Origin of the sequence: Aminobacter anthyllidis, assembly GCF_018555685.1 — a bacterium.
In the GTDB taxonomy this organism is placed as follows: domain Bacteria; phylum Pseudomonadota; class Alphaproteobacteria; order Rhizobiales; family Rhizobiaceae; genus Aminobacter; species Aminobacter anthyllidis.
The window spans coordinates 243,327-262,307 of the sequence record NZ_JAFLWW010000001.1 but is presented as its reverse complement, the minus strand read 5'-3'; the positions used below and the strand labels follow the sequence as shown (position 1 = coordinate 262,307).

At 64.6% G+C, this 18,981-nt stretch carries 18 protein-coding genes; 10 read left to right on the top strand and 8 right to left on the bottom strand.

The genetic code is table 11. The features are described 5' to 3' along the window. Positions 1–28 precede the first annotated feature (28 nt). The gene (gene cysE / locus J1C56_RS01340; protein ID WP_214385274.1) at positions 29–877 is read right to left on the bottom strand and encodes a serine O-acetyltransferase; all 849 of its coding nucleotides are present in this window, start codon (positions 875–877) and stop codon (positions 29–31) included. Between the two features lie 130 nt (positions 878–1,007). On the opposite strand from cysE, the gene J1C56_RS01335 reads away from it, so the two are divergent. Further along, positions 1,008–1,790 (top strand): enoyl-CoA hydratase-related protein, encoded by a 783-nt coding sequence (locus tag J1C56_RS01335; protein ID WP_214385272.1) that lies wholly within the window; start codon positions 1,008–1,010, stop codon positions 1,788–1,790. A gap of 1 nt (position 1,791) precedes the next feature. Further along, positions 1,792–2,379 (top strand): HD domain-containing protein, encoded by a 588-nt coding sequence (locus J1C56_RS01330; RefSeq protein ID WP_214385270.1) that lies wholly within the window; start codon positions 1,792–1,794, stop codon positions 2,377–2,379. Between the two features lie 6 nt (positions 2,380–2,385). Here J1C56_RS01330 and J1C56_RS01325 read toward each other — a convergent pair whose 3' ends face one another. The 4 genes from J1C56_RS01325 to J1C56_RS01310 all read right to left on the bottom strand — a co-directional run bounded on the left by J1C56_RS01325 (position 2,386) and on the right by J1C56_RS01310 (position 4,963). Next, complete coding sequence (locus J1C56_RS01325) at positions 2,386–2,886, bottom strand: GNAT family N-acetyltransferase (RefSeq protein WP_214385268.1); 501 nt, start codon at positions 2,884–2,886, stop codon at positions 2,386–2,388. Between the two features lie 5 nt (positions 2,887–2,891). Next, positions 2,892–3,668 carry an alpha/beta fold hydrolase gene (locus tag J1C56_RS01320; RefSeq protein ID WP_246591057.1) on the bottom strand — a complete coding sequence of 259 codons (777 nt, stop codon included), beginning with the start codon at positions 3,666–3,668 and terminating at the stop codon, positions 2,892–2,894. Between the two features lie 33 nt (positions 3,669–3,701). Beyond that, entirely contained in the window at positions 3,702–4,220 is a 519-nt protein-coding gene (locus J1C56_RS01315; RefSeq protein ID WP_214385266.1) for a DUF192 domain-containing protein, read from the bottom strand. Positions 4,221–4,366: 146 nt separating this feature from the next. Further along, a complete protein-coding gene (locus tag J1C56_RS01310; RefSeq protein ID WP_214385264.1) occupies positions 4,367–4,963 on the bottom strand; it encodes a cold-shock protein in 597 nt (198 codons plus the stop codon). A 218-nt stretch (positions 4,964–5,181) separates the two neighbouring features. Here J1C56_RS01310 and gloA point away from each other — a divergent pair, with 218 nt between their 5' ends. After that, entirely contained in the window at positions 5,182–5,622 is a 441-nt protein-coding gene (gene gloA / locus J1C56_RS01305; protein ID WP_214385261.1) for a lactoylglutathione lyase, read from the top strand. A 59-nt stretch (positions 5,623–5,681) separates the two neighbouring features. Here gloA and J1C56_RS01300 read toward each other — a convergent pair whose 3' ends face one another. Beyond that, on the bottom strand, positions 5,682–6,221 hold the full coding sequence (locus tag J1C56_RS01300) for a DUF1697 domain-containing protein (protein WP_214385259.1): 540 nt from the start codon (positions 6,219–6,221) through the stop codon (positions 5,682–5,684). Continuing rightward, positions 6,218–7,474 (bottom strand): threonine ammonia-lyase IlvA, encoded by a 1,257-nt coding sequence (gene ilvA / locus J1C56_RS01295; RefSeq protein WP_214385257.1) that lies wholly within the window; start codon positions 7,472–7,474, stop codon positions 6,218–6,220. Before ilvA ends, J1C56_RS01300 begins: the two co-directional genes overlap by 4 nt. 153 nt (positions 7,475–7,627) lie before the next feature. On the opposite strand from ilvA, the gene J1C56_RS01290 reads away from it, so the two are divergent. Then, the gene (locus tag J1C56_RS01290; protein ID WP_214385255.1) at positions 7,628–9,085 is read left to right on the top strand and encodes a TrkH family potassium uptake protein; all 1,458 of its coding nucleotides are present in this window, start codon (positions 7,628–7,630) and stop codon (positions 9,083–9,085) included. A gap of 181 nt (positions 9,086–9,266) precedes the next feature. Continuing rightward, entirely contained in the window at positions 9,267–10,343 is a 1,077-nt protein-coding gene (locus tag J1C56_RS01285) for an alpha/beta hydrolase (RefSeq protein ID WP_214385253.1), read from the top strand. A 59-nt stretch (positions 10,344–10,402) separates the two neighbouring features. Here J1C56_RS01285 and ade read toward each other — a convergent pair whose 3' ends face one another. Continuing rightward, positions 10,403–12,214, bottom strand: a complete 1,812-nt coding sequence (gene ade, locus J1C56_RS01280; protein ID WP_214385251.1) for an adenine deaminase — start codon at positions 12,212–12,214, stop codon at positions 10,403–10,405. Between the two features lie 121 nt (positions 12,215–12,335). On the opposite strand from ade, the gene J1C56_RS01275 reads away from it, so the two are divergent. The 5 genes from J1C56_RS01275 (at position 12,336) to J1C56_RS01255 (ending at position 18,957) form a co-directional block, all read left to right on the top strand. Then, a complete protein-coding gene (locus J1C56_RS01275; protein WP_214385249.1) occupies positions 12,336–14,180 on the top strand; it encodes a sensor histidine kinase in 1,845 nt (614 codons plus the stop codon). Continuing rightward, entirely contained in the window at positions 14,177–15,538 is a 1,362-nt protein-coding gene (locus J1C56_RS01270) for a sigma-54-dependent transcriptional regulator (protein ID WP_214385247.1), read from the top strand. Before J1C56_RS01275 ends, J1C56_RS01270 begins: the two co-directional genes overlap by 4 nt. A 212-nt stretch (positions 15,539–15,750) precedes the next feature. Then, complete coding sequence (locus J1C56_RS01265; protein WP_214385245.1) at positions 15,751–16,728, top strand: tripartite tricarboxylate transporter substrate-binding protein; 978 nt, start codon at positions 15,751–15,753, stop codon at positions 16,726–16,728. Between the two features lie 245 nt (positions 16,729–16,973). After that, positions 16,974–17,435 (top strand): tripartite tricarboxylate transporter TctB family protein, encoded by a 462-nt coding sequence (locus tag J1C56_RS01260; RefSeq protein WP_214385243.1) that lies wholly within the window; start codon positions 16,974–16,976, stop codon positions 17,433–17,435. Between the two features lie 10 nt (positions 17,436–17,445). Then, positions 17,446–18,957 carry a tripartite tricarboxylate transporter permease gene (locus J1C56_RS01255; protein ID WP_214385241.1) on the top strand — a complete coding sequence of 504 codons (1,512 nt, stop codon included), beginning with the start codon at positions 17,446–17,448 and terminating at the stop codon, positions 18,955–18,957. Positions 18,958–18,981 lie beyond the last annotated feature (24 nt).

Below are 18,981 nucleotides of genomic sequence, written 5' to 3'. Positions count from 1 at the left end.
CCCATCCAGGCGCCGGCGGCTCCCCGCTTCAGATATCGAAGCTGACGACGTGATCCATCGTCTGCGACGGCAGCAACTGGTCCATCTGGCTCGACGGGCGGTCGCAGCCGGTTTCGCCGACGACGCGCGCCGGAACACCCGCCACCGTCTTGTTGTGCGGCACCGGCGACAGTACCACCGAGCCGGCGGCGATCTTCGAGCAATGGCCGACCTCGATGTTGCCGAGGATCTTGGCGCCGGCGCCGATCAGCACGCCGTAGCGGATCTTGGGATGGCGGTCGCCGCCGGCCTTGCCGGTACCGCCGAGCGTCACGCCATGCAGGATCGAGACGTCGTCCTCGACGACGGCGGTTTCACCGATGACGAGGCCCGTGGCGTGGTCGATGAAGATGCCCTTGCCCATGCGCGCCGCCGGGTTGATGTCGGTCTGGAACACCGAGGACGAGCGGCTCTGCAGATAGAGCGCGAAATCCTTGCGGCCGCGGTTCCACAGCCAGTGCGCCAGGCGGTGCGTCTGGACGGCGTGGAAGCCCTTGAAATACAGCACCGGCATCAGATAGCGGTCGCAGGCCGGATCGCGGTCGTAATAGGCTTGGATGTCGGTGCGAACGGTGTCGCTCCAGTCCGGCCTATCTTCGAGCATGGCGTAGAATGTCTGGCGGATGAGATCAGCGCCAAGATCCTGGTGCGCCAGCCGCTCGGCCAGGCGATGAATCACCGCCTCCTCCAGCGTGTCCTGGTTGAGGATCGTGGCATAGAGAAACGCCGCCAGCAGCGGATCGCCCGCGACCGCGTCCGCCGCTTCGTCGCGCACCGACTTCCAGATCGGATCGACCGGCTTCAGCGAGCCATGGCGCGCAGCGGATATGGTGTTCATCGACGGTCTCCGTTCACTGCCGGCTTGTGCAATCCCGCGCGGGACATATAAGCCAGATGTTAGCACGATTGAACTCAATTTTCCTTAGTGCTCGATCAAGTGGATTTGGTTCGCGGATATTCAAGGCGTCATGGAAACTGAACCCTTGCCGGTCACGACGGCCAATGGCGTCGCGACAGTCGTCATCAACCGGCCGGCGCGCAAGAACGCCATCACCAAGGCGATGTGGGTCGAGCTGGCCAGTCACGTCAACCGGCTATCGTCCGAACCCGGCGTCCGCGTCATCGTCCTGCGCGGTGCCGGCCAGGACTTTTCCGCCGGCGCCGACATCTCCGAGTTCGACACGCTGCGCGGCGATGCCGACAGCGCGCGCGCCTACGAGGCCACCAATTCGGCGGCCTTCGCTGCCCTGCGCAACTGCACCATTCCGGTGATCGCCGCGATCCGCGGCATCTGCTTTGGCGGCGGTCTTGGCCTGGCAGCCGCCTGCGACCTGCGCATCGCCACCCCGGACGCCCTGTTTGCCGTGCCAGCCGCGCGCCTCGGCCTCGCCTATCCTCAGGACGCGATGGGCGACATCGTCTGGGCTGCCGGCCCCCAGATGGCCAGATACCTCACCTACACCGCCGGCCGCATCAATGCGCAGGCAGCGCTTTCGGCCGGCTTCCTGCTCGAAATCGTCGAGGCTTTGCATTTCGACACCCGCGTCGGCGAGATCGCCCGGACAATCGCCGAAAACGCGCCGCTGTCGGTGCGCGCTTCCAAGGCCGCCATCCGCTCCGCTTTGAGCCACGACGCCGGTGAAATCGCTTTCGCCCAGGCCGCCGGCGACGCCACCTTCCTCAGCGACGACTATGCCGAGGGCCGCGCCGCCTTTGCCGGCCGGCGCACACCCGTTTTCAAGGGCAAGTGACATGTTGATCGACGACGCCACCAGGGCGGAACTGACTGCCCTCTATCTCGCCGACGACCGCCACTACCACGGCATCCGCCACATCGAGGCGCTGCTGGCGCTGCTGACGGAGTACCGCGCCGAGTTCGCCGACCCCGACGCGGTCGAGGCCGCGATCTGGTTCCATGACGCCATCTACGACAGCCAGCGCAAGGACAACGAGTCGCTGAGCGCCAGCCTCGCCGCCGACAGGCTCCAGGGCCGCATCGAGGCCGCTCGCCTCGCGCGCATCGTCAAGATGATCGAGGCCACCGCCACCCACGAGGTGCCCGCTTTCGAAGATGTATCAGCGAAGGACGACGCAGCCCTGCTGCTCGACATGGACCTGTCGATTCTCGGCGCATCAGCGAAAACCTTCGACGCCTACGAAGACGCCGTCAGGCGCGAGTATGGCTGGGTCAGCGATGCTGACTGGCGCGCCGGACGGGGCTCGGTGCTACGCAATTTCCTTGCGCGGCCACGCATCTTCCACACCGACATTTTTGCGACGCGCTTCGAGGCCCAGGCCCGGGCGAACATGCAGCGCTCGCTGGCAAAACTGACCGGCTGACGAACATCAGTCCGGAAAGCTCTCCACACGCTGCATATAAGGCTTGAAGCCAGCGCGCCGATAGGTCGATTGTGCACTGGTGTGATCGTTGGTGTCGGTATGCAGCCACACGCGACTTGGCGCTAGCGACCAAATCAAGCGCAGCGAACAGTCGAGCAGGTACGGCCCAAGCCTCCTGCCCTGGAACTGCGGGATGAGCCCGAAATTGGTGAGTTCCACGTCTGCCCCGCCAATTCCAATGAATTCGCAAAGACCTGCTACTTGCCCGTCGACGCGCAGGACATAGACATGGGTCGCACGGTCGCCGAGCAAGGCCTGCAACTCATCCGATGGCATGCGCAGCCGATGGTCCCATTGCAGCGGTTCGCCGATTGCTCGATAGAGCGTGAGATAGTCGGGTCGGTCGGGATGCTCCCTTGAAACCCGCGCATCAGGTGCCGGAGCCGGAAACGGCTCTCCAACGGGCGCTTCCGTCATCTCCATGTAGGTGACAAGAAGATCGACCATCTCGCTCAGATCGGATGCTCGGCCAGAAACTCGAGCACGCGTTTCTTGAATGTCCTGTCGCCGACGGCGAGCATGTGGTCGCGGCCTTCGATGTCGAAGCTCTCGCCATGCGGCATCAAGCGCGCGAGTTCGTGGGGCGAACCGGCGATATCGTCTTTTGTGCCGACGCCAACCAGGGCCGGCTGCATGATCCGCCTGATATCGCTGTCGGTCACCAGTTCGCGCGAGGTGGAAATGCAGGCGGCAAGCGCCCGCCTGTCGCTGCGGGTCTGGTCGGCGAAGGCACGGAACATCTTTGCTCGCGGCTGCGTAATCGTCGCGGGATCTTCGGCCAGCAGCGCCGCAGCGATCGGATCCCAGTCGCCGACACCGTCGACCATGCCAATGCCGAGCCCGCCGAACACCAGCGTCGCCACCCTCTCGGGAGCTTCAAGCGCCATGAATGCCGAGACGCGCGCGCCCATCGAGTAACCCATGACATGGGCCCGTTCGATGCCGAGATGGTCGAGCAAGGCAACCGCATCACCAGCCATCTTGCGCGGCGTGTAGTCGGCCTCGTCATAACTCTTGGTCGAGCCGCCATGGCCGCGGTGGTCGAAGGCGATGGCGCGATATCCCGCTTCGGTCAGCGTCTTGAACCAGCCCGGCGACACCCAGTTGACGAAATGGCTGGAGGCAAAGCCATGGATCATCAGGACCGGCTCGCCGCTGCCCGCGCCCGCCGGCGGCAGGTCGAGGTAGGCCAGGTCGAAACCTTGATGGGAAAAATGCTCGATAGCCATCGTCGCTCCGAAGTCTTTGGCCGAGGTCTCGCCTCAGCCTGGATTGCCGGAAGCCGCCGCGATCGCGCGGTGCCTGAGCATGACGCCGTCGGCGATGCCGGTTCTGGCCGCCGTCCCCGCCTTGAGTTCGAGCACGAAGCGCGCCGGCTCGTCAGGCGCGATGACGGCCTCGGAAAACGGCGTTCCCGGCAACACATCGAGCACCTTGCCCTCGGGACCGATAAAGACCAGGTCGAGCGGCAGCGGGGTGTTCTTCATCCAGAATCCGACCGGCTGGGTCTGCTCGAACACGAACAGCATGCCCTGGTCGTCGGCAAGGTCCTTGCGGAACATCAGCCCCATCGAGCGTTCGCCCGGCTCGTCGGCGATCTCGATGCGGAAGGACACATCGCCCTTGGCGGTCGCCGCGATCAGCGGCTCGGCATCGACCGGCAGGGCCATCGCCTGCTGGGCGATAACCGGCCCGGTCAAGGCAAGCGAAACGACAAAAGCCGGCGCCGCAAGCATTGCGGCACCGAGCGCTCCGGCCATCAACGATTTACGTGTAATCATCAAATCCATCTTCGGGGCGCGTTCGCGTTTCTGGTCAGGCCGAGCCGAAAATGGTGGATTTCGAGAACCGGAGCGGAGCGGACATTGAGTCCGAAAGCACCGGAAGCGCAGAAAGCCGCCATTTGCAGGCCGGCCTCACCTGAAACCTAGTGCGAAACCGGCAAGGTCCCTAGATCGGGGTGAATTTCGGCAGCCATAAGGCCCTTGTCGCCCTTGCCGAAACGAACCAGCACCACTTGCCCCGGCCGAAGCTCGGTGACGCCGAAGCGGCGCAGCGTTTCCATATGGACAAAAATGTCCTCGGTGCCTTCGCCACGCGTCAGGAAGCCAAAGCCCTTGGTGCGGTTGAACCACTTGACCAGCGCGCGCTCAAGCCCGCTTTCGGGCGTGACCGAGACATGGGTGCGCTGCTCCTGCATTTCGGCGGGATGCACGGCGGTCGAATTGTCGATGGAGAGCACCCGGAAGGCCTGCAGGCCACGGTCGCCCTGCTTGACCAGGCAAACGACGCGGGCACCTTCGAGTGCCGTCTGGAAGCCGTCGCGGCGCAGGCAGGTCACATGCAGCAGCACGTCGCTGCCAATGCCGTTGTCGGGAAGAATGAAGCCGTAGCCCTTGGCCACGTCGAACCACTTGATGGCGCCTGAAAGCTCGACCAGACCGACGCCGTCGGTGCTGTCGTCAAGCTCGAAAGCGTCACGGCCAGTGCCGTTCTGCACCACGAGAGAGGCCTTTTCCCCCATCAGAACGCCCCCTTTCCTTGCAAACGCCATTACTGATTCTTGAGATAAGATTAACACTTCCGTTTTGGTCTTACGCAAGGGCCGACCGGCCATTTTTCGACTTGCCCCCCGGATAGACACAAGCTTCGCGCCAGTTCCGCAGAAAACGTGACGCCACGGTTGCCGAGTGTGCCGGCCCCGCCCTATGTATCGCCCGAACCTCAACCCAAGGAACAGCGATGCGCTATCTGCACACCATGGTCCGCGTCAAAGACATCGACGCCTCACTGGACTTCTACTGCAACAAGTTCGGCATGAAGGAGGTCCGTCGTTCCACCAACGAAAAGGGCCGCTACACGCTGATCTTCCTCGCCGCCTCGGAGGATGAAGGCACGGGTGCCGCGTCGCAGGCGCCGTTGCTCGAACTGACCTTCAACTGGGACACGGAAGACTATCAGGGCGGCCGCAATTTCGGCCACCTCGCCTATGAGGTCGACGACATCTACGCCACCTGCCAGGACCTGATGAACAAGGGCGTCACCATCAACCGCCCGCCGCGCGACGGCAACATGGCCTTCATCAAGTCGCCCGACGGCATCTCGATCGAGCTGCTCCAGAAGGGCGAGCGCAAGGCGCCGGCGGAACCCTGGCTGTCGATGCCGAACACCGGCAGCTGGTAGTCTCATCGGCCCGAAACCGGGATCGGTTTCGGAAAGCATGATACGCGGGCAAAAAGCCCTCAGGCCTTTCGGGCCATCTCAAGCAAAGTCAGCACGGTGCGCCAGTTGCGCATCGTGCCCGGCACCTTGAGGGTGCGCGGCATCACTTCGGCGAACTTCGATTTACCCAGGCCGTCGGGCGCGTGAAGATAAAGCACGTCGCCCTTGACCTCGAAGCTTTCAGGGCCGGAGCAACGCTCCGCCAGCCGCGCGATCTCTTCCGCGGTCGGCGCTCGCTCCAGCGCACTCGCATGCAGCTTGGTCGGATTGTCGGCCACTTCGGGATAGGGATTGTTCGCCACCAGCGCCTCAAGCCAGCCGAGGTCGCGCACCATGATGCGCGAACGAAAGCCCCAGCGCTTCTCGAATGCCGACTCGATCGTTGCGGTCAGTGCTGCGGCATCGCCAGCCTCGGCCTTGAACACCACATTGCCGCTCTGGATGTATGTCGCGACATCGGCAAAGCCGAGTTCGTCGAAGGACTCCTTCAGCTCAGCCATCTTGACGATGCGATTGCCACCAACATTGATGCCGGAAAACAGCGCAACGAACACGCTCATATGATGAAGCCGCCCAGCGTCTCGTTGTCGGTGATGTCCTGGTACTGAACGCCCTCGACATCGAAGCGCGCCTTGAGCAGGTCGAAGTTGCGCCGGTCCTTGGTCTCGATGCCGATCAGCACCGAGCCGAAGTTGCGCGCCGACTTCTTGAGATACTCAAAGCGCGTGATGTCGTCGTCCGGGCCCATGAGCTCGAGGAAGTCGCGCAGCGCGCCCGGCCGCTGCGGAAAGCGAATGATGAAGTACTTCTTCAGCCCCTCGAAGCGCAGCGCCCGCTCCTTGACATCAGGCAGGCGCTCGAAGTCGAAATTGCCACCCGACACCACCGCCACCACGGTCTTGCCCTTGAGCTCCTTCTTCGAGAAATCCTTGAGCGCGTCGATCGCCAGCGCGCCGGCGGGTTCCAGCACCACGCCCTCGACATTGAGCATCTCGATCATTGTCGCGCACAGCCGGTTCTCCGGCACCAGCTTGACGGTCTCGGGCGCGAATTCCTTGAGCAGGCGCAGCGGCTCGCGCCCGATCTCGGCGACGGCCGCGCCATCGACGAAATTGTCGACCTTGGCGAGCTTCACGCGCTTGCCGGTGGCCAGGCTGTCGCGCAGGCTCGGCGCACCTGCAGGTTCGCAGAACACGAAGCGCGGTGCCGCGCCCGTCTCGGCAAAGTAGCGCGTCACACCGGCCGACAGTCCGCCGCCGCCAACCGGCAAAAGCACGATGTCGGGCATCCGCCCGTTCGGCATCTGGGCGGCGATCTCGAGGGCGACCGTCGCCTGGCCCTCGATGATGTCCTTGTGGTCGAAGGGCGGCACCATGTGGCCACCGGAGCTTTCGGCGAATTCGATTGCGGCGCGATAACAATCGTCGAAGAAGTCTCCGACCAGCTTGATCTCGACGAACTCGCCGCCGAACAGCCTGGTCTTGTCGATCTTCTGCTGCGGCGTGGTGACAGGCATGAACACCACGCCCTTCTTGCCGAAATGGCGGCAGACGAAGGCAAAACCCTGGGCGTGGTTGCCGGCCGAGGCACAGACGAACAGCTCGGCCTCGTTGCCGGCGGCAAGGGTCTTGCGGAAGAAGTTCAACGCGCCGCGAATCTTGTAGGAGCGTACCGGCGTCAGGTCTTCGCGCTTCAGGAGCACGCGCGCGCCAGTCTTGCGGGAGAGATAGTCGTTCTCCTGCAGCGGTGTCTCAGGAAACAGTTGCCTCACCGCCTCGGCTGCCAGCGAAACCCTTTCGGCAAAACTGGTCATGGCTTGGGCACTCCTGAAATCGACCGGGCAAATGCTGTGGCCCGCGTCCCCGCGCTATTGCATATTCGGCGCGGCGAAGCCACTGTCCGGCTCCTGCCGTCAGGTTCAAACCGGCTCATTGGCTCGCCGCGATAGATTTGGGGATACGTCTCGGTGAACAGAATTGCCGTCCGCGCCGCGATCCATGTCGCGGCCGTCTTTGCCATCTACCTGTCCGTAGCGATGCTCATTCCGGCGGCGGTCGACCTCTATTACGGCAACGACGACTGGCGTTCGTTCGCCTTCACTGCACTGTTCATGGGTGGGCTTTCGCTGGCGATCGCGCTCGCCACCCAAGGGCGCGTGCCTCCGGCCAACACCCGCTTCGGCTTTCTTCTGGTCAATTTCCTCTGGATCACGCTGGCGATCGCCGGTGCGGTGCCATTCATGACCTCGTCACTCGGTTTAAGCGTGACCGATTCCATCTTCGAATCGGTGTCGGGCGTCACCACGACAGGCTCCACCGTCATCAACGGCCTCGACAGCGCGCCGCCCGGCATCCTCCTCTGGCGCTCGCTGCTCAGCTTCATGGGCGGCCTCGGCGTCATCGCGCTCGGCCTGTTTTTGCTGCCGTTCCTCAACATCGGCGGCGTGTCCTACTTCAAGATCGAATCCTCCGATATCGAGGACCGTCCGTTCGAACGCTTCCAGACCTTCACGGTCTCGCTGATCGGCATCTACACGGTGCTTGTCGTCGCCTGCACCATCTCCTATGTCGCCGCCGGCATGGACGGCTTCCACGCGATCAACCATGCGATGTCGACTGTGGCGACCGGCGGCTTCTCCACACACGACACCTCGTTCCTGCGCTATGCCGACAATCCCGCCATCCTTTGGACCGGTATCGTCTTCATGTTCATCGGCGGACTGCCGTTTTCGATCATGATCCTGTTTGCCGTGCGCGGGCGACTCGATGCGCTGCGCGACCCGCAGATCCGCGTCTATGCCGGCTACTGCATCGTCTTCGCCGTCGCGGTCGCCATCTATCTGCGCGTCAACATGGGCATGCCGTTCTTCAACGCCCTGACCCATTCGACCTTCAACCTGATGTCGATCATCACCACAGCCGGCTTTGCCAGCGACGACTACAATCAGTGGGGGCCATTCGCCATTGGCTGCATCTTCGTCGCCACTTTCCTCGGCGGCTGCTCCGGCTCGACCACCGGCGGCATCAAGGCCTACCGCTTCCTCATCCTGTTCGAACTCCTGTCGAACGGTCTGCGCCGGCTGATCTACCCCAACACCGTCATACCGGTGCGTTATGGCGACCGCACCGTCGCCCCCGAGATGCAGAGTGCGGTCGTGCTGTTCATCGCCTCCTTCATGGTGCTGTGGGCGATCACCATCGTGCTGCTGAGTGCCACCGGCCTCGACTTCATCACCGCGGTCACCGGTTCGCTGACGTCGCTGACCAATGTCGGGCCTGGCCTCGGGCCGATCATCGGCCCGGTTGGCAACTTCTCGTCGCTGCCCGATGCCGCCAAGTGGATCTGCTCGGCGGCGATGCTGCTCGGACGCCTCGAAATCCTCGCCGTGCTGGTGATCTTCACGCCAACTTTCTGGGGTCGCTAAATCAGTGAGCTGGAATGCGGAAGCCCTTGTTTCCGCCACAATTTCGGCAATCCGGCAACACCCGGCAAGGGATGTCTTGCCAAGCTGTTCTTTTCGGCTGGACGGGACTTACTTCCGCCACTATCAGGCCGTCCCGAGGGTGGCACGCTGAACGCCTTGCCCGTCAGAGAGATCATCAAAAGTGTCGCCGTCCAAGTATTGCATCGCCATCGCCGCCCTCCTGTTGTCCGGTTGCATCGGGCAGCCGTCCGGCGCGCTTTTGACCGGCGCGGTCGTCAACGTCCCCGTCTCGGAGATCGCCGGCAACCATGCGATCTTCGTCGCCTCAACGCGCCAGCATGCGGCCGACGACAAGCAGGTGTTCGATCGCGACCGCTCGGCGACGCTCAACTTTGCGCGTGTCGACGTGACCGTGCCGAAGGTCCACAAGACCGGCCAGATCGAGCTGCGCGACCGCAAGGACCCCGATCCGACCAAGTACTTCACCGCCACCAACGCGGTCGGCTACCAGACCCAGCCCGAGTTCTCCAAGGCGCTGAGCGCCGATATCGCCGCGCGCGGCGGCCGCGCCATGCTGTTCGTGCACGGCTACAACACATCCTTCGACGCCGGCGTCTATCGCGCCACCCAGATCGCGCATGACTCGGGCTACACCGGCACGCCGGTGCTGTTTTCCTGGGCCTCCGGCGGCAACACCACCGACTATGTCTATGACAGGGAAAGTGCCGCAGCCGCCCGCGACCAGCTTGAGGTGAGTTTGCGCATGCTCGCCCAGTCGGGCGCGCGCCGCATCGACATCGTCGCGCATTCCATGGGCACGTGGGTGACCATGGAAGCGCTGCGGCAGCTGGCGCTGACCGGCGACCGCGACCTCGGCGGCAAGCTCGGCGACGTGGTGCTCGCCTCGCCCGACATTGATGTCGACGTGTTCAAGAGCCAGATGCGCCGCTACGGCAAGCCGACCAAGCCGTTCTTCCTGATGACCTCGGGCGACGACCGCGCGCTCAAGCTTTCGGGCCTGCTCGCTGGCTCCAAGCCGCGCCTCGGCGACTACAAGAACGCCGGCGACCTCGCCGAATACGGCGTGATCGTCGTCGACCTGTCCGACGCCAAGAGCGGCGACTCGTTCAACCACACCAAGTTCGCCGACAACCCGCAAATGGTGAAGCTGCTCGGCCAGCGCCTGCGCGCCGATGACGGCTTTGCCAGCGACCGCGAGGTCACCGACCGCATCAACATGCTCGGCGGGCTGCAGTAGGATTTGGCGCTACGCCGACGACCCCTCCCCCTTGTGGGGAGGGAAACCGCGCTGCCTCGTCAGAGAAACAGGTCGACCTTCTCGAAAGTCGTCACGTCGACCAGCCCGACATCGGAAATCCTGAGTTCCGGAATGACCACCAGCGCCAGCAGCGAATGCTGCATGTAGGCGTTGTTGAGGCTGCAGCCCATGTCGCGCATCGCCTGGACCAGTCTGTCGGCCTTGGCGGCAACGATTTCGGCGCGCTCGTCCGACATCAGGCCGGCGATCGGCATCTCGACAAGCGCCAGTTCCTTGCCTTCGGAGAACAGCACCACGCCGCCCCCCACCTGCCCGAGCCGGTTGGCAGCCAGCGCCATGTCGGCCTTGTTGGTGCCGACCACGATCATGTGGTGGCTGTCATGCGCAACCGTCGAGGCGAGCGCACAGTCCTTCATGTAGCCGAAGCCTGACACAAAGGCGTTGGTCACCGCGCCGGTGGCGCGATGACGCTCGACGAGTGCGATCTGGCAGACGTCGTTGCGGCGATCCATCGCCACCAACCCGTCCTCGACGGCAAGATCGGCCTCCAGCGCGCGTGTCGGCGCCTGGTTCTCGATGACACCGATCACCCGCACCCGGACCTCGTTGGCGCCTTCCGGTGCCTTGATGTCGAAATCGACGGCCTTGAGCTTCTTGCCCAGCTTCACCGTCTTCTTGGCGTCGGCCGGATAGGGATACGCGGGAATATCGATGTCGAGCTTGCCGGCCCTGGCGACACGCACGCCGCGCGCGTAGACCTCGTCGATCTTGAGTTCGGCCAGATCCGAGACGATCAGCACGTCTGCAAGCCGGCCCGGCGTGATCGAGCCCAGCTCGCGCTCGAGGCGGAAATGCTGGGCGGTGTTGATCGTTGCCATCTGGATCGCCGTCACCGGCTTCAGGCCCTGCTGGATGGCGTGGCGCACGACCCGATCCATATGCCCCTCATGCACCAGCGTGCCCGAATGGCTGTCGTCGGTGCACAGGATGAAGCTGCGCGGGTCGATGCCCTGCTCGGTCACCGCCTTGATCTGGCTTGCGACATCGTACCAGGCCGAGCCAAGCCGCAGCATCGCCTTCATGCCCTGCCGCACCCGCGCGATGGCGTCCTCGGCGCGCGTACCCTCGTGGTCATCCTCCGGACCGCCTGCGACATAACCGTGGAACGGCAGGCCAAGATCGCGTGAGGCATAATGGCCGCCCACGGTCTTGCCGGCTTTCACGGTCTCGGCAATCTCGCCCGACATGACAGGATTGTTGGCGGCGACGCCGGGAAAGTTCATCACCTCGCCCAGGCCGATGATGTTCTCCCAGGTCATCGCCTCGGCAACGTCCTCGACGGTCAGCGCCGCACCCGCATTCTCGAGCCCCGGAGCCGAAGGCACGCAGGACGGCATCTGCACATGCACGTTGATCGGCATGGCAAGAGCTTCGTCATGCATCAGACGCACGCCCGGCAGTCCGAGCACATTCGCGATTTCGTGCGGGTCGATGAACATCGAGGTCGTGCCGTGCGGGATCACGGCGCGGCAGAACTCGGTCACCGTCACCATGCCGCTTTCGACATGCATATGCGCGTCGCACAGGCCGGGCACGAGGTAGCGCCCGCCGGCATCGACAACCTTGGTGCCCTGGCCGATCGCGTGGCTGGCGTTCGGCCCGCAATAGGCGAAGCGTCCGGCGACGATGGCAACGTCCGTGCCCGGGATGATCTCGCCCGAATGCACATTCACCCAGCGGCCGTTGCGGATGACGAGATCGGCCGGCTTGCGGCCCATGGCAACGTCGACGAGAAGCGGCGCGCTCTCGGTCCAGGGGCGAGGCTTGGCGAAGGGCGACGTATTGGGCATGCTGGGAATCCTGTCTGCTTTGCCCGACTGTAACGAAAGCCGGGCCGGAAAACAGGGCCTTGGTTGTTTGAGCACAGCCGACCGCTATACTCGGCGGCATCAAACAGGTTCGGGCGCATCGATGCCGCAGTTTTTCGAAGGACGACGTTGGCTATGGCCCGGCATCGCGGTCGCGGTGCTGGCCGCGGCGATCGCCTTTTTCGGTGGCGCCTTCGCCAATCGCGTCTATCTCGACGAGGCGGCGGCGCGCGGCCAGACCACGCTCAGGCTCGCCGTGGCAGCGCTTGCCGGCCAGATGAACCGCTTCGAGCCCTTGCCCGAACTTATCGCCGACCACGACGACATCAAGGAACTGGTCAGCGATCCGGACAATCCGGTGCTGCGCGCGCGCGCCAACGATTACCTCAAGGAAATCAATGCGCTGCTGAAGTCTTCCGACATTTACGTTTTGATTCCCGGCGGCGACACGATCGCAGCCTCCAACCATGACCTGCCGATCAGCTTTGTCGGCGAGAACTTCTCCTACCGGCCCTACTACCAGGATGCCATCCGCGGCAATCTCGGGCGCTTCTTCGCACTCGGCACGACCTCGCTCAAGCGTGGCTACTATTTCTCCTCGCCGATCCGCGTCGGCATGGAGATTCGCGGCGTGGTCGTCTTCAAGGTCGACATCGACGCCATCGAAGCATCGTGGAAGGGCGGCGACCTCGAAATCATCGTCACCGACCCCGAAGGCATCATCTTCATGAGCGGCCGTCCCGACTGGCTCTACGCCAGCCTCACGCCGCTGACCGATGAGCGGCGCGCCCGCACCGAGACCTCGCGCCGCTATGCCGATGCCATGCTGCGCGAACTGCCGGTGACACGAAGCGCCGCTGAGGACGGCCAGCCGTTGCTGCGCATCACCGAGGACGGCAAGTCGCGCGAGTTCCTCGAACTGGCCGAAGAGATGCCCGAGGCGCGCTGGACAGTACGCGTCCTGGCGGACACCGCATCGGCCCATGCGCAGGCGCTGACCGCGGTCATCTCGGCGCTGCTGGCGCTCGGCCTCGCCGCGCTCGGCGGCGCCATCGTCCTGCAGCGCCGCGCCCGCCTTGCCGAACGCATGCAGATGCAGCAGAGCGCGCAAGTCGAACTCGAACGCCGGGTCGATGAGCGCACCGCCGACCTCGCTCTGGTCAACAGCCGGCTGGAAACCGAGGTCGCCGAGCGCCGCACCGCCGAGCAGCAGTTGCGCCAGACCCAGGCCGACCTGATCCAGGCCGGCAAGCTCGCCGCCCTTGGCCAGATGTCGGCAGCACTGTCGCACGAGTTCAACCAGCCGCTCGCCGCGGTGAAGACCTATGCCGAAAACGCGGCGACGCTGATCGACCGCGACCGCGTCGCCGAGGCCCGCGACAATGTCTCGCGCATCTCCAGCCTCGCCGACCGCATGGCCTCGATCAGCCGGCACCTCAGGAACTTCGCGCGCAAGCCAAACGAGAAGCTCGGAGCGATCGACCTTGCCGAGGTGGTGCACGATACCCAGGAAATCGTCGCCTGGCGGCTCAAGGCGGCGGACGCCGCGCTGGTCGTCGACCTCGGCCCGGCCCCGCTTGCGGTCAAGGCCGGCTCGGTGCGGCTGCAGCAGGTGCTGGTCAACATCATCACCAACGCCGCCGACGCCGTTGAAGGCCTGCCCGACCGGCGCATCGAGCTTGCCGCGCGGCGCAAGGGCTCCAAGGTCACCATATCAGTCCGCGACCATGGCCCCGGCGTACCGGCGGCGATCGCCGAGCGTATCTTCGATCCATTCTTCTCGACCAAGGGCGTCGGCAAGGGGCTAGGCCTCGGGCTTTCCATTTCCTATAATATCGTCAAGGACTTCGGCGGAAGTCTTGGTATCTTGAATCACCCGGAAGGCGGCGCCTTGTTCACCATCGAGCTCGATGCGGCACGTGCTACGGTGCGCGAGGCGGCGGAATGAAGCCGCCAATCGTTCTTCTTGTCGATGACGAGGACGAACTCAGGCGCTCGACCGCCCAGTCGCTCGACCTTGCCGGCTTCACGGTCGAGGACGCCTCCTCGGCCGAGCGCGCGCTCGACTTCATCACCCAGGGCTTCAACGGGGTCGTCATCACCGACGTGCGCATGCCCGGCATGGACGGCATGACGCTGATGGGCCGCATACGCGAGATCGACGCCGACATACCCGTGATTCTGGTGACAGGGCATGGCGACGTCCAGCTCGCTGTCCGCGCCATGCGCGAAGGCGCATACGACTTCCTGGAAAAGCCCTTCGTCACCCAGCATCTCACCGAAATGGCGGCGCGTGCCATCGATCGGCGCAACCTGGTTTTGGAAAACCGCGAGTTGCGCGCAGTCGCCGGCAAGCGCGACGACATCGAGGCGCGACTGCCCGGCCGCAGCCAGACGATGGTCGACCTGCGCTACAAGCTGCGGGCGGTTGCCGCCACCGATGCCGACGTGCTGATCATCGGCGACACCGGCACCGGCAAGGAAGTCATCGCGCGCGCCCTGCACGACATCAGCGGACGCGCGACGAAACCCTTCGTCGCCATCAACTGCGCCGCCCTGCCCGAAACCTTGATCGAGAGCGAGCTGTTCGGCCATGAGGCCGGCGCCTTTGCCGGCGCGCTGAGGCCCCGCTTCGGCAAGTTCGAGCATGCGCGCGGCGGCACGGTGCTGCTCGACGAAATCGGCTCGATGCCGGCCGACCTGCAGGCCAAGCTGCTGCGCGTCATCCAGGAGCGTGTGATCACCCGCCTCGGCTCCAACGAGCCGATCGCGCTCGACGTTCGCTTCATCGCCACCAGCAAGGTCGACCTCGACGCCGAGGCAGCCGCCGGCCGCTTTCGCGCCGATCTGCTCTACAGGCTCAATGTGGTGACGCTGCGCATGCCGGCATTGTCGGCGCGGCGCGAGGACGTGCCTCTGCTTTTCCTGCAGCTTGCACGCGAGGCCGCGGCCCGCTATCGGCGCGACGACGTCGAGGTGCCGCCCCAGGCCATAGCCGAGGTTGCCCGCCGCGACTGGCCGGGCAATGTGCGCGAACTGCGCAACGCCGCGGACCGCTTCGTGCTCGGCCTCGGACTGCAGTTGCCCGACGCTTCGACGGAGATCAACGGCAGCGCCGACCGCCTCGCCGACCGTGTCGCGGACTTCGAGAAGAACGCGATCTCGGCAGCATTGCTCGCCCATGGCGGCAGCCTCAAGCCGGTCTACGAGCAGCTCGGAATCTCGCGCAAGACGCTCTACGAAAAGATGCAACGCTACGGCCTCGACAAGAATCGCCTGGGTGCTTCCGAGACCGCCGACGACTGACAAGCCAGCGTGATGTGTGGAAATGCACACACCACAGTGCCGCAATGTTACCTTTTCCACCCATCGCCAAACCGTTAGGCGAAATTAACCGCCGGCACGGCTTTGCGTGCATTGCGCAACCTGCGCCACGCCGATCCTATTCGTCCATCCACCGCCGGCGCAGGGAGGCACCAGGCGCGGGTGGAAAGACAAAACACATCTGGGAGGATTTCATGAAGAGACTGCTCGCCTCGCTGACGGCTGCCGCAACGCTTGCCGTGTTCCCGCTCGCCGCCAACGCGCAGACCTATCCCGAGCGGACCATTACGGTCGTCGTGCCGTTCGCCGCCGGCGGCCCGACCGACACCGTCACCCGTCTCGTCGCTGAATCGATGTCCAAGGACCTCGGCCAGCAGGTCATCGTCGAAAACGTCGGCGGTGCCGGCGGCACGCTCGGTGCAGGCCGCGTCGCTGCCGCCGATCCGGATGGCTACACGCTGCTTCTCCACCACATCGGCATGGCCACCAGCGCCACGCTGTACCGCAAGCTCGCCTATGACACGCTGAACGCCTTTGAATATGTCGGCCTGGTCACCGAAGTGCCGATGACCATCGTCGCCAAGAAGGACCTTGCGCCGACCGACCTCAAGGGCCTGGTCGAATACGCCAAGGCCAACAAGGACACCGTCACCGTCGCCAATGCCGGCATTGGCGCCGCCTCGCATCTGTGCGGCATGCTGTTCATGAGCGCCATCGGCACGCCTTTGGTCACCGTTCCCTACAAGGGCACAGGCCCTGCCATGACCGACCTGCTCGGCGGCCAGGTCGACATCATGTGCGACCAGACCACCAACACCACCAAGCAGATCCAGGGCGGCACCATCAAGGCCTACGCGGTCACCTCGCCGGCCCGCCTGCCCGTGCTGCCCGACGTTCCGACCACCAAGGAAGGCGGTCTTGACGGCATGGAAGTCGGCATCTGGCACGGCGTCTACGCGCCCAAGGGCACCCCTGCCGAGGTGACCGAGCGCCTGTCCAAGTCGCTGCAGATCGCCCTCAAGGACCCCAACGTCGTTGCCCGCTTCGCTGAACTCGGCACCATCCCGTCGCCGGAAGCCGACGCCACGCCGGCAGCGCTCAAGGCCAAGCTCGAAGGCGAGATCGCGCGCTGGAAGCCGATCATCGAGGCCGCCGGCCAGTTCGCCGACTAAGCCGCCTCGCCTGCAGCGGAAGTCGGTCGTGCAAAGTGCCGCCCCTCATCCGCCTGCCGGCACCTTCTCCCCGCAAACGGGGAGAAGGCAGACTGCCGCAGCCTCTTGCCCATAGCCACCGTCGCGGAAGCGGCGGTTGGTGCAGTTCCCTTGTCCCCGTCACCATACGGGGACAAGGTGCAGGCAGAGGATGAGGGGCAGCGCAACGCAGCCATCGACATCAGGCACCAGCAGAGGGCCTTCCCATGAAAAACCTCGCCATCGATCCCACCAACGGTGCCTGTGGAGCGATCTTCGCCGCCACTGGCGCTTTCTTCGCCATCCAGTCGCTCAGCCTTGACCTCGGCACCACCTTCCGCATGGGACCGGGCTATTTTCCACTCGCCCTCGCTTTGGTGCTGATCCTGCTCGGGCTCATCGTCATCGTCCAGGCGACAAAGGTGGCGGGTGAGCCGCTCGGCCCGATCGCCTGGCGCGGCATGGCGTTCATCCTGCCGGCGCCGGTCTTTTTCGGCCTCACCGTGCGCGGCCTCGGCTTTGTGCCGTCGATCTTCCTGACCTGCCTGATCGCCGCCTTCGCCTCGACCCGGATGAAGCCCCTGGCCGCAATCATCCTCGCCGCCGGCGTGACGCTGTTTTCGGTGATCGTGTTCAGCTATGCGCTGGGCCTGCCGTTCCAGCGCTTCGGCCCCTGGCTGCCGTTCTGAGGGGGATGAGATGGAACTCTTCGACAATCTCGCACTCGGCTTTTCCACCGCAACGACGTTCGCCAATCTGGGCTTTTGCCTGATCGGCGTGCTGCTCGGCACGCTGATCGGCGTGCTGCCCGGCATCGGTGCCACCGCCACCATCGCCATGCTGTTGCCGATCACCTTCCAGATCGGCGATCCGGTGTCCTCGCTGATCATGCTCGCCGGCATCTATTACGGCGCCCAGTATGGCGGCTCGACCACCGCCATCCTGATCAACATGCCGGGCGAATCCTCGTCCGCCGTGACCGCCATCGACGGCTACCAGATGGCCCGCAAGGGCCGTGCCGGAGCGGCACTCGCCATCGCTGCCATCGGCTCGTTCTTCGCCGGCACGGTTTCGACCTTCCTGGTCGCGATCTTCGCCCCGCCGCTGACGGCAATCGCCTTGCAGTTCGGTGCCGCCGAATACTTCTCGCTGATGGTCGTCGGCCTTGTCTCGTCCATCGCACTCGCCCACGGCTCGATCGTCAAGGCGCTGGCGATGGTCGTTCTCGGCCTGCTGCTCGGCCTCGTCGGCACCGACATCTACACCGGCACGCCGCGCTTCACCCTTGGCATCCGCGAATATGCCGACGGGCTCAACTTCGTCGCGGTCGCCGTCGGCGTCTTCGGCATCGCCGAGATCCTGCGCAACCTCGAAAGCGAAAAGACCCGCGAGGTGCTGATGGCCAAGGTTTCGGGCCTGTTGCCGACACGCCAGGACTTCCGCGAGATGGCAGCGCCGATCCTGCGCGGCACGGCGATCGGCTCGGCGCTCGGCATCCTGCCCGGCGGCGGCGCGATCCTCGCGGCGTTTGCCTCCTATACGGTGGAGAAGCGCGTCTCCAAGCACCCGGAAGAATTCGGCAAGGGTGCCGTCGCCGGTGTCGCCGGCCCTGAATCGGCCAACAATGCCGGTGCCCAGACCTCGTTCATCCCGATGCTGACGCTCGGCATCCCAGCCAACCCTGTGATGGCGCTGATGATCGGCGCGATGATCATCCAGGGCATCGTGCCTGGCCCCAACGTCGCGACCGAACAGCCGGCGCTGTTCTGGGGCATCATCGCCTCGATGTGGATCGGCAATTTGATGCTGATCATCCTCAACCTGCCGCTCATCGGCCTGTGGGTGAAGCTGCTGACGGTGCCCTACTACGTGCTGTTTCCGATCATCATGGCGTTTTGCGCCATCGGCGTTTACAGCGTCAACACCAACGTCTTCGACCTCTATGCCGTCGCCTTCTTCGGCTTCATCGGCTACGTGCTGGTCAAGCTGCGTTGCGAGCCGGCGCCGCTGCTGCTCGGCTTCGTGCTCGGGCCGCTGCTCGAGGAAAACCTGCGCCGCGCCATGATCCTGTCGCGCGGCGACCCGACCACCTTCGTCACCCGCCCGATCAGCGCCATCCTCCTGGCACTGGCCGCGGGCGTGCTGATCGTCGTCCTGCTGCCCGCAGTGCGCAAGAAGCGCGACGAGGTCTTCGTCGAAGAAGAAGGTTGACCTTGAGCCAACAACTCCTGGCAA

Coding starts and splice junctions, on each gene's coding strand:
- cysE (WP_214385274.1), bottom strand. CDS start 877: ATGAACACCATATCCGCTGCGCGCCATGGCTCGCTGAAGCCGGTCGAT.
- J1C56_RS01335 (WP_214385272.1), top strand. CDS start 1,008: ATGGAAACTGAACCCTTGCCGGTCACGACGGCCAATGGCGTCGCGACA.
- J1C56_RS01330 (WP_214385270.1), top strand. CDS start 1,792: ATGTTGATCGACGACGCCACCAGGGCGGAACTGACTGCCCTCTATCTC.
- J1C56_RS01325 (WP_214385268.1), bottom strand. CDS start 2,886: ATGGTCGATCTTCTTGTCACCTACATGGAGATGACGGAAGCGCCCGTT.
- J1C56_RS01320 (WP_246591057.1), bottom strand. CDS start 3,668: ATGGCTATCGAGCATTTTTCCCATCAAGGTTTCGACCTGGCCTACCTC.
- J1C56_RS01315 (WP_214385266.1), bottom strand. CDS start 4,220: ATGATTACACGTAAATCGTTGATGGCCGGAGCGCTCGGTGCCGCAATG.
- J1C56_RS01310 (WP_214385264.1), bottom strand. CDS start 4,963: ATGGGGGAAAAGGCCTCTCTCGTGGTGCAGAACGGCACTGGCCGTGAC.
- gloA (WP_214385261.1), top strand. CDS start 5,182: ATGCGCTATCTGCACACCATGGTCCGCGTCAAAGACATCGACGCCTCA.
- J1C56_RS01300 (WP_214385259.1), bottom strand. CDS start 6,221: ATGAGCGTGTTCGTTGCGCTGTTTTCCGGCATCAATGTTGGTGGCAAT.
- ilvA (WP_214385257.1), bottom strand. CDS start 7,474: ATGACCAGTTTTGCCGAAAGGGTTTCGCTGGCAGCCGAGGCGGTGAGG.
- ade (WP_214385251.1), bottom strand. CDS start 12,214: ATGCCCAATACGTCGCCCTTCGCCAAGCCTCGCCCCTGGACCGAGAGC.
- J1C56_RS01275 (WP_214385249.1), top strand. CDS start 12,336: ATGCCGCAGTTTTTCGAAGGACGACGTTGGCTATGGCCCGGCATCGCG.
- J1C56_RS01270 (WP_214385247.1), top strand. CDS start 14,177: ATGAAGCCGCCAATCGTTCTTCTTGTCGATGACGAGGACGAACTCAGG.
- J1C56_RS01265 (WP_214385245.1), top strand. CDS start 15,751: ATGAAGAGACTGCTCGCCTCGCTGACGGCTGCCGCAACGCTTGCCGTG.
- J1C56_RS01260 (WP_214385243.1), top strand. CDS start 16,974: ATGAAAAACCTCGCCATCGATCCCACCAACGGTGCCTGTGGAGCGATC.
- J1C56_RS01255 (WP_214385241.1), top strand. CDS start 17,446: ATGGAACTCTTCGACAATCTCGCACTCGGCTTTTCCACCGCAACGACG.